Here is a 9889-nt window from a genome sequence, read left to right on the forward strand (position 1 = left end):
CGGGTGCTGCCCACCGACACCCAGAAGAACACCGCGTACGCGTTCGCGAAGTCGAAGGGGCTCGAGTCGATCGAGTCGTTCGCGCTGACGCTGGCCCACCACTTCGTCACCGACGTCGAGCCCGTCACGGGCGCGCGCATCGCCGTCGACGAGTACCTGTGGGAGCGCGTGCAGGTCGGCGGGCAGGAGCACGACCACACCTGGGTGCGCAGCAGCCCCGAGGTGCGCACCGCCGTCGTCGAGGTGGACGGGGACGGCGAGCACATCGTGTCGGGTCTGCGGGACCTCGTGCTGCTCAAGTCGACCGGCTCGGAGTTCGCCGGCTTCCTCGTCGACGAGTACACGACGCTGGCCGAGACCCACGACCGCATCATGTCCACCTCGCTCGACGTGACCTGGACCTACAGCGACACGACCTACGGGGGCACCGACGTCGACTGGGACGGCACCTGGGCCGGCGTGCGGCGCATCCTGCTGGAGCAGTTCGCCACGGTCCACTCGCTCGCCCTGCAGCAGACGCTCTGGGAGATGGGGAAGGCCACGCTGGAAGCGTACCCGGAGATCGCCGAGATCAGCCTGAAGGCGCCCAACCGGCACCACTTCGTCTACGACCTGGCGCCGTTCGGGCTGGAGAACCCCAACGAGGTCTTCTACGCCGCGGACCGCCCGTACGGGCTGATCGAGGCCACTGTCACCCGCGACTGATCAGCCGCGCCGGCCGCGATCCGCAGGGCGAGCACCGGCTGCCAGGTCTGCGCCGCCGGTGAGGTAGCGGGTGGGGTCGTGACGCGCTCGCTACCGATTCGTCACGGGGTCGACTTCACCACAGCACGGGCGGGCGCTTGACTGGCACCCATGCCGGCAGCGCTGATCGTCGAGGGTGCCCACGTCGTCACCGTGACCGGTGAGGAGCTCGCGGGCGGGCACGTGGTGGTGGAGGACAACCGGATCACCGCCGTCGGCGCGGGGCCCGCTCCGGAGACGCCCGGCGCGACGGTGCTGGACGGCCGCGGCTGCCTGCTCACGCCCGGCTTCGTCAACACCCACAACCACCTCTACCAGTGGGTCACGCGCGGCCTCGCCGTCGACTCCACGCTCTTCCAGTGGCTCACCACGCTCTACCCGGTGTGGGCCGGCATCGACGAGCACGCCGTGCACACCGCCGCCTCCGGCGCGCTGGCCCGGCTCGCCCGCTCCGGCTGCACCACGGCGAGCGACCACCACTACGTCTTCCCCCGTGAGGGCGGCGACGTGTTCGCCGCCGAGATCAGGGCCGCGCAGGACGTGGGGCTGCGGTTCCACCCGTGCCGCGGGTCGATGGACCTGGGGCAGCGCGACGGCGGCCTGCCGCCCGACGACGTCGTCGAGGACCGGGACGCGATCCTCACCGCGTCCCGGGACGCCGTGGACCGTTGGCACGACCCGTCGCCCGGCTCGATGCTGCGGGTGGCGCTTGCGCCCTGCTCCCCGTTCTCGGTCACCGGGGACCTCATGCGGGAGTCGGCCGAGCTGGCCCGCGAGCTCGGCGTGCTGCTGCACACCCATCTCGCCGAGACCACCGACGAGGAGGACTTCTGCCGCGAGCGCTTCGGCTGTTCCCCGCTGGACTACGTCGAGGGCCTGGGCTGGACCGGCGAGGACGTGTGGTTCGCCCACGGCATCCACTTCGACGACGACGCGGTGCGGAAGATCGGCTCGACGAGGACGGGGGTGGCGCACTGCCCGTCGTCCAACGCGCGGCTGGGGGCCGGCATCGCCCGCACGCGGGACCTGCGGGCGTCCGGTGCCCGTGTGGGGCTCGGCGTGGACGGGGCCGCGAGCAACGAGGCCGGGAGCCTGCTGGAGGAGGCCCGCCACGCGCTGCTGTTCGCGCGCGCCGTCGGCGGTCCCACCGCGCTGACCGTCCGCGACGCGCTGGAGCTGGCCACCATCGGAGGGGCCGCCGTGCTCGGCCGGGCCGACGAGATCGGGTCGATCGAGGTGGGCAAGCTCGCCGACCTCGCCCTCTGGCGCCTCGACGACCTGGCCCACGCCGACGTCGCCGACCCGGTGGCCGCGCTCGTGCTCGGCTCGCCACCTCCGCTGGAGATGCTGCTGGTGAACGGCGCGATGGTGGTGGAACGTGACCGGGTGGTCGGCGTCGACGAGGATGCCCTGGCCGCCGAGTGCACGGCCGTGCACCGCTCCCTGCTGCAGAAGGCCTGAGAACCAGATGCCCCTGATGTTCCTCAACGGCACCGCCATGGCCGGCGGCGCCGACCACCACCTCGTCGGCGGTGCCCCGCTCGTCACGGCCACCACCACCGCGCCGCGCTACCGCTTCCACGCCGTCGGGGGCCGGTACCCGGCGCTGGAGGACGTCGGCGAGGGCGGCGCTGCCGTCCAGGGTGAGGTGTACGACCTCTCCTACGAGCAGCTGCGCGAGGTGCTGCTGCCCGGGGAGCCCGACGGGCTGGAGCTCGGCGTGATCGAGATGGCCGACGGCACGGGCTCGCTCGCGATGATCCTGCGGCGCGGGTATCCGGTCCTGCCGGACCTCACCGACATCTCCGAGCTGGCGAGCTGGCGCGCGTACCTGGACCAGAAGTGATCGTCATCCGGGCCGACCGGGCGATCGTCGACGGCGCCGAGCAGCCCGTCGCCGTGGTCGTGGACGGCGAGCTCATCGTCGACGTCGTCGAGCGCGACGCGGCCGTGCCCGGCGCCGAGGAGGTGCTCCTCGCCCCCGACGAGGTACTGCTCCCGGGCCTGGTCGACACCCACGTGCACGTCAACGAGCCGGGCCGGGCCGAGTGGGAGGGCTTCGCCACGGCCACCCGTGCGGCGGCCGCGGGCGGCGTCACCACGATCGTCGACATGCCGCTCAACTCCCTGCCGCCCACGGTCGACGTGGCCGCGCTGGAGATCAAGCGCAAGGCCGCCGACGGCCGGTGCAGCGTCGACGTCGGGTTCTGGGGCGGCGCGGTCCCGGGCAACGAGGGCGAGCTGCGCGGTCTGCACGACGCGGGCGTCCAGGGCGTCAAGTGCTTCCTCATCGACAGCGGGGTGCCGGAGTTCCCGCCGCTGCTCGACCCCACGGCGGCGCTGCGCGCGATCGCCGCCTTCGACGGCCTGATGCTCGCCCACGCCGAGGACGGCGCGCTGGTCACCGCCGCGAAGGGCCGCCACTACGCCGACTTCGTGGCCTCCCGCCCGGCCGCCGCCGAGGACTCGGCCATCGCCCGGCTGCTGGCCGCCGCCCGGGAGACCGGTGCGCGCGTGCACGTCGTGCACCTGTCGTCGGCCGACGCGCTGCCGATGCTCGCCGCGGCGAAGGCCGAGGGCGTGCGCGTCACCGTCGAGACGTGCCCGCACTACCTGACGCTGACCGCCGAGGAGGTGCCCGACGGCGACACGCGCTTCAAGTGCTGCCCGCCCGTGCGCGGGTCGGCCAACCAGGACGCGCTGTGGCAGGGCCTCGCCGACGGCACGATCGACATGGTGGTCAGCGACCACTCGCCCTGCACACCCGAGCTCAAGCGCCTGGAGACCGGCGACTTCGGCGAGGCCTGGGGCGGCATCGCCTCGCTGCAGCTGAGCCTGCCTGTGACCTGGAGCGCGGCCCGGGAGCGCGGCCACTCGCTCGCCGACGTCGTGCGCTGGATGGCCCAGCGGCCGGCCGACCTCGTGGGGCTGAGCCGCAAGGGGTGCATCGCGGCAGGTCAGGACGCCGATCTGGCGGTGCTGGCCCCGGACGAGACGTTCGTGGTGGGGCAGCTGCACCACCGCAACCCGCTCACCCCGTACAGCGGCCGGACGCTGCACGGGGTCGTCCGCAACACGTGGCTGCGGGGAGCGCCGGTGACGGCCGTGCCGAGGGGCCGGCTGCTCAGGAGAGAATGACCCGGTGGAGCGGCAGGGGCAGGGTGACAGGGTGACCGGGTACCGAGAGCTCCCCGATCTGGCCGTGCGCAACCTCGGCGGCGGCGTCGTGTGGGCCGACGACGACGCGTTCGCGGCGCGGGAGAACCTGATCACCCCGGGCCCCTCGGTCTTCGACCCCGCCGCCTTCGGGCACAAGGGCAAGGTCTACGACGGCTGGGAGACCCGCCGCCGCCGCGAACCGGGGCACGATGTGGCCATCGTCCGGCTCGGCGTTCCCGGGATCGTTCGCGGCGTCGTCGTCGACACGTCGTGGTTCACCGGCAACCACCCGCCCGAGGCGTCGGTCGAGGGCATCCACGTCGACGGGCACCCGAGCGTCGACGATCTGCTCGCCGCGGACGGCTGGACGCCGCTGCTGCCGCGCACCGCGATCAAGGGCGACACGGAGAACGCGTTCGCGGTCACGTCCGGACAGCTGGTCAGCCACGTGCGGCTGCGGATCTTCCCCGACGGCGGGGTGGCGCGGCTGCGCGTGCACGGCGAGGCGATCCCCGACCCCCGGATGATCGACGCGCTCGGCACCATCGACCTCGCGGCACTGGAGTACGGCGGCCTGGTCAGCGGCTGCTCCAACCTCTTCTACTGCTCGCCCAACAACCTGCTGCTGCCCGGCCCGGCCCGCTCCATGGGCGAGGGCTGGGAGACCGCCCGACGCCGTGACGACGGCAACGACTGGGTCGAGGTCACGCTCGCGGCGCAGAGCTCGGTGGCGGTGGCGGAGCTGGACACCAGCTGGTTCCTGCACAACGCGCCCGGTTCGGCCACCCTGCGCGGGCGCGACGGCGACGGCCCGTGGCAGGACCTGGTGCTGCCGACGGCCCTGCAGCCCGACACGCGGCACCGCTTCCCGGTGCCCGGCGTCCCGGTCACCGCGGTCCGGCTCGACATCCACCCCGACGGCGGGATGGCCCGGCTGCGCCTGCACGGCAGCCCCACACCCGCGGGCAGGGAGGCGCTGGAGCGGCGCAGGCGCGACGCCCTCGCCTGAACTGCGCCCGTGGTTTCGGCGCGGTGGTTTCGGCGCGGCGGGCTCAGCCCGGCCGGCGCAGGATGTGCGGATCCACCAGCGGCCTCTCGGCCAGCACCAGCGGCGTGATCTCCTCCGCGGGGGCCGGGCGGGCCAGCAGGTGGCCCTGCACGAGGTCGCATCCCAGCCGCGAGAGCTCCCGGAGCTGGCCGGGTCGCTCGACGCCCTCGGCCACCGTGCGCAGCCCGAGGTGGCGGGTGAGCTGGAACAGCCCGATGAGGAAGCGGCGCTGCCGCAGGTCGTGATCGATGTCGGCCACGAAGAACCGGTCGATCTTGACGGTGTCCAGGGGCGTGGACGAGAGGCGGGCCAGCGAGTTGTAGCCGGTGCCGAAGTCGTCGAGCGCCAGCCGCACGCCGGCCTCCCGCAGGCCGGCCATGACGTCGAGCATCGTCTCGGGCCGGTTGCTCATCCCGACCTCGGTGACCTCCAGGACGAGCTGCGCGGGTGCCAGGTCGTGCCGGGTGAGCAGCGCTGCGATGCGCGCGGGCAGGCCGGTGTCGGTGAACTCCGTGGGGTCGACGTTGACGGCCACGCGCAGCCGGCGGTGGCCGAGGGCTCGGTTCCAGGTGTTGAGCTGCCCGCACGCGTGCTCCAGCATCAGCGCGGTGAGCTGCTCGGAGAGCCCGGCCCGGACGCAGATCGGAACGAAGGTGTCGGGGCCGACGGCCACGCCGTCGTGCGTCCAGCGGGCGAGGGCCTCCAGCGCCTGCATGTGGCCGCTCACGGGGTCGACCACCGGCTGGTAGACGGCCCGGATCTCGCCCGCGTCCAGTGCGGCGACGAAGGCCCGGTCGAGGTCGCGCCCGCCGCTGGTGCCGTTCGTGCGGACGGCGGGGGAGTCGGTCATGGCCGGGGAGTGGACGGCGACGCCGCCCTTGCCCGCGGACTTCACGGCGTACATCGCCACGTCGGCGCGATGCAGCAGCGCGGCGGCGTCGGCGGGGCCCTTTCCCGGGTCCACGGTGGCCACCCCGACGCTCGCCGACACCGCGACCGCGCGGCCGTCGAGCCGGAACGGCGCCCGGAGCGCGCGCAGCAGGGAACCGGCGACCACCGTGGCGTCGCCCTGCTCGACGAGCACCGCGAACTCGTCCCCACCCAGGCGGGCCAGGGTGTCGGCGACCCGGATGGCGCCGAGCAGCCGCTCGGCCACCCGTACCAGCAGCACGTCGCCGGTGGCGTGGCCCAGCGAGTCGTTGACCGCCTTGAACCCGTCCAGGTCGAGGAACGCCACCGACACCGGCCGCGACTCGCGCGCGGCGAGCTCCAGCGCGTGCTCGAGCCGGTCGAGGAACAGTGCCCGGTTGGCGAGGCCGGTGAGGCCGTCGTGGAACGCGAGGCGGTGCAGCTCCACCTCGCGCTGCGCGACCGTGCGCACGAGGTCCTGGTTCTCCCGGACCGTGACGTACTGCCGCGCCAGCACGAGGAACACGAGCGCGACGATCAGCCCCAGCGCCACCCGCCCGAGCGGGATGCCCTGAAGCTCCTCCCCTGCCGACACGACCACGGCCGCCGCGAGCGGGAGATAGGGCAGCAGGCCCGCGCGGGCGGCGTGCCGGGCGGACGGCGCGGACGGCACCGCACCACCCGCGAGCAGCCCCGCCGCACCGATCAGTGCGAACGCCGCCCACCAGCCCACCTCGGCGACCGCGCCGGTCGCGTAGGTGTCGTCGCCGATCTGGTAGGCGAAGGCGCTGTCCGACAGAGCCATGGCCAGCACCCCTACGCCCAGTAGCCCCCAGCGCAGCGGCTCGTCGCGGGTCTGGGCCACGGTGAGCACCGTGACGGTGAGCAGCACGACGTCGGCCACGGGGTAGGCGAGCGACACCGACAGCGCGAACCCCGAGCCGTCCGCGCTCCGCACGATCCTCTCGAGCACCGCGATCCAGGAGAGCACGCCCAGCGCGCACCCGACCATGAGGGCGTCGAGCACGCGGCGCGGTGCGGCGAACCCCGAGGCGTCAGGGGCCAGGAACACCAGGCCCACGAGTGCGGCCACGGGGAAGACGAGGTAGCCGATGTCGGCGGCCGACGGGTACGGCGACGGGATGCCGAGGACGCTCTCGTAGACCGTCCACACGAGCTGACCCGCGCCCCAGGACCAGCACGCCACGGCGAGCGCGGCCCAGCCCCGGCGGGCCGAGCCGCGGGTGCGTCGCGCGGCCCGGAGGCAGCCGAGCCCCCCGGCGGCCGCGGACACGAGCTCGACGAGGTTGGCGGCGAGCGTACGGGCGTCATCCTGCAGCGCCGTGACGAGTGCGCCCGAGCCGATCAGGGCGATGGCGACACCGAGCACGGCCGCGGCGGCAGGGGAGCGCCCGGGGCGTGCCGCTCGGCCCGGCGCGGCGTGGAGGGCCGCGGGCACCGGAGCATCATGCCACCGTTTCCGGTGTGGCCTCCGGCCGCCGCGCGTGATCACCATCAGGTCATGTGATGCGCGTCACTTACGCAGGGGTGCGGTCGCGGTCGCGGACCGTGACGGTCGTGAGCGCCGCCTGCGCGGAGCGGCGTACGTCCGTGATCCGCAGGTTCGGCGCCCTTCGCCCGTCCGTGCGGGTCCACATCACCACTAGTGTCGCCATCGGTGCAGGTCAGACCTAGGAGGAACCCCATGACAGAGGCCGCCGGTACGGCGACCCTGGAGTCGTTGCTGATGACGAGGTCACTCAGCGATCCCGAACTGCTACAGGCCAGCGAGGCGGCCCCGGACCACCGGATCCTGCCCGACGTGACCGTGCTCAAGGTCGGTGGCCAGAGCCTGATGGACCGGGGAGCCGCGGCAGTTCACCCGGTCGTTGACGAGATCGTCGAGATCAAGCGCTCGCACCGGCTGCTCATCGGTACCGGTGGCGGCACCCGGGCGCGTCACGCGTACTCGCTGGCGGCCGAGCTCGGGCTGCCGACCGGCGTGCTGAGTGATGTGGGCTCCGCCGTCGCGGGGCAGAACGCGTCGATGCTCGGTTACCTGATGGCGCGCCACGGCGTGCCCGTGGTCGGGGCGGCCGCGTTCAGCACGCTCGCCCTCTACCTCCAGGAGTCCGGCGCCGCGATCTTCGCCGGCATGCCGCCCTACGACATGTGGCAGCGCGTGCCGTCCGAGGGCGTCATCCCGCCCTACCGCACCGACGCCGGCTGCTACCTCGTGGCCGAGACGTACGGCTGCGCCGACATGATCTTCGTCAAGGACGAGGACGGCCTCTACACGGCCAACCCGAAGAACGACAAGAACGCCACGCTGATCCCGGAGATCACCGTGGACGAGTTGATCGAGCGCGACCTGCCCGACCTCGTGGTCGAGCGCCCCGTGCTGGAGCTGATGAAGCACGCCCGGCACGTGCGGTCCATCCAGATCGTCAACGGTCTGATCCCCGGCAACATCCGCCGTGCCGTCGAGGGCGAGCACGTCGGCACCATCATCAGGAGCGACTCGTGACCGCCGCGAAGGATGTCCCGTCCGCACTCATGCGCCAGACCCTGCTCGACCGGGACCTGGTCAAGCCGATCATCCGGCCTGTGATCCGGATGATGCCGTGGCTGAACGTCGTCTCGATCGGCGGCCGCGCGATCATCGACCGGGGCCGCGACGCCCTGCTCCCCGTGGTCGACGAGCTGCGTGAGCTGCTGCCCGAGCACCGCATGCTGGTGCTCACCGGGGCCGGCATCCGCGCCCGCCACGTCCTCAGCGTCGGGCTGGACCTCGGCCTGCCCACCGGTGTGCTGGCGAGCCTGGCCGGCGTCGAGGCCGAGCAGAACGGCCATCTCGTCGCCGCGCTGCTGGCCGCCGACGGCGTGTCCTACCTGCCGCACGGCGGGGTGGCCCACCAGCTGGCGGTGCACCTCGCCGCATCGCAGGCGGTCGTGTCCAGCGGGTTCCCGCCCTACGGCCTGCACGAGTTCCCGCCCGCCGTGGGCAAGATCCCGGTGCACCGCGCGGACGCGGGCACGTTCCTGCTGGCCGACGCGTACGGCGCCGCACGCACCGTCTACGTCAAGGACGTCGACGGCGTCACCGTCGACGGGAGCGTGGTGCCCACCATCACCGCGTCGGGGCTGCGCGCGATGGGCCCGGACGCTTCGCCGGTGGACCCGCTGGTGCTGGACCTGATGTCCACCGCCAAGCACGTCACCGAGATCCAGATCGTGAACGGCCTGGTGCCCGGCCAGCTCACCGACGCCCTGGCGGGCAAGCCCGTCGGCACGGTGGTGCAGGCCGGCTGAGTCCCGGGCGGTCCGGCGGGTCCCCTCCCCGGCCGGGTCGCCCGCCTGGTCCCGCGGCCGTCGAGCGCGGGACCGGGTCCCGCCTGTCCGGGTCGATCAGCTGCCGAGGATCGCGCCGACGACGCTCGTGACCACGTCCGTCACCGTCTTGAGCAGCCCGGGGCTCTGGGGCTGCGTCGAAGCGTCCGCCCGATCGGCCGGGGGCGGCGCCGCGTTGGTGGTCGGCCCCGCGTTGGTGGTCGGCGCCCCGGCGGTCGTCGGGGGTGTGCCCGTCGGAGGCGCCGTCCCGGCCTGGGAGACGGGCCCCGGGGCAGCGGCGGCCGGGACGTCCGGGGAAGGCGCGCCGGTGGCCGCGGACGCATCGGCCGGCACGGTGCCGGTGTTGGTGGTGCCGGTGTTGGTGGTGGCGGTGTCGGTGGTGGCGGCCGGAACCTGCTGTCCCGCGGTCTGACCGGAGCCGGCCGCAGGCGGAGCGGGGTCGACGGTGGTCGACCCGGCCGCGGGCGGCTGGTCCTGAGGTGGCGGGTTCTGGAGCGCGGGGTCCGTGGGGGGCGGGTTCTGGGGCGCGGGGTCCTGCGTGGGCTGCGGAGCCGGCGGCGGCACGTCGGCCTCTGACGGACCGTTGTCGACCGCGGGAGGGGCCGCGGAGGCCGGGGCGGGGTCCGTCGGCGCGACCGGAGCGGCCGGATCCGCGCTGGGGGCGGCCGTGGACGCCGC

General features: G+C 73.8%; 8 protein-coding genes and 1 pseudogene. 7 read left to right on the top strand and 2 right to left on the bottom strand.

Annotation, left to right across the window (positions count from 1 at the left end; genetic code table 11):
- The 5 genes from pucL to alc form a co-directional block, all read left to right on the top strand.
- Positions 1–705, top strand: a 705-nt coding sequence (gene pucL, locus JWR81_RS01705) for a factor-independent urate hydroxylase (RefSeq protein ID WP_297645822.1), incomplete at its 5' end; no start/stop codon positions are given.
- Between the two features lie 150 nt (positions 706–855).
- Positions 856–2205 carry an 8-oxoguanine deaminase gene (locus JWR81_RS01710; RefSeq protein ID WP_297645824.1) on the top strand — a complete coding sequence of 450 codons (1350 nt, stop codon included), beginning with the start codon at positions 856–858 and terminating at the stop codon, positions 2203–2205.
- Between the two features lie 7 nt (positions 2206–2212).
- A complete protein-coding gene (locus tag JWR81_RS01715) occupies positions 2213–2590 on the top strand; it encodes a gamma-glutamylcyclotransferase (RefSeq protein WP_297645826.1) in 378 nt (125 codons plus the stop codon).
- Positions 2587–3882, top strand: coding sequence for an allantoinase AllB (gene allB, locus JWR81_RS01720; protein ID WP_297645828.1), 1296 nt, complete (start codon positions 2587–2589; stop codon positions 3880–3882). The genes JWR81_RS01715 and allB overlap by 4 nt, the downstream gene beginning before the upstream one ends.
- 31 nt (positions 3883–3913) lie before the next feature.
- Entirely contained in the window at positions 3914–4912 is a 999-nt protein-coding gene (alc, locus tag JWR81_RS01725; RefSeq protein ID WP_297645830.1) for an allantoicase, read from the top strand.
- Positions 4913–4955: 43 nt separating this feature from the next.
- On the opposite strand, the gene JWR81_RS01730 is transcribed toward alc, so the two are convergent.
- Positions 4956–7319, bottom strand: a complete 2364-nt coding sequence (locus JWR81_RS01730) for an EAL domain-containing protein (protein WP_297645832.1) — start codon at positions 7317–7319, stop codon at positions 4956–4958.
- A gap of 246 nt (positions 7320–7565) precedes the next feature.
- Between JWR81_RS01730 and JWR81_RS01735 the strand changes: the two genes are divergently transcribed.
- Positions 7566–8387, top strand: a complete 822-nt coding sequence (locus JWR81_RS01735; protein WP_297645834.1) for a uridine kinase — start codon at positions 7566–7568, stop codon at positions 8385–8387.
- The gene (locus JWR81_RS01740) at positions 8384–9172 is read left to right on the top strand and encodes a molybdenum storage protein subunit alpha (RefSeq protein WP_297645836.1); all 789 of its coding nucleotides are present in this window, start codon (positions 8384–8386) and stop codon (positions 9170–9172) included. The genes JWR81_RS01735 and JWR81_RS01740 overlap by 4 nt, the downstream gene beginning before the upstream one ends.
- Before the next feature lie 96 nt (positions 9173–9268).
- Here JWR81_RS01740 and JWR81_RS01745 read toward each other — a convergent pair.
- Positions 9269–9889 (bottom strand): annotated as a pseudogene (locus tag JWR81_RS01745) (hypothetical protein); the annotation flags it as partial.

It is taken from the genome of Pseudonocardia sp. (assembly GCF_025965585.1).
GTDB lineage: Bacteria > Actinomycetota > Actinomycetes > Mycobacteriales > Pseudonocardiaceae > Pseudonocardia.

Bases quoted from the DNA above. Each gene is read 5' to 3' on its own strand.
- JWR81_RS01710 (WP_297645824.1), top strand. From the start codon at position 856: ATGCCGGCAGCGCTGATCGTCGAGGGTGCCCACGTCGTCACCGTGACC.
- JWR81_RS01715 (WP_297645826.1), top strand. From the start codon at position 2,213: ATGCCCCTGATGTTCCTCAACGGCACCGCCATGGCCGGCGGCGCCGAC.
- JWR81_RS01735 (WP_297645834.1), top strand. From the start codon at position 7,566: ATGACAGAGGCCGCCGGTACGGCGACCCTGGAGTCGTTGCTGATGACG.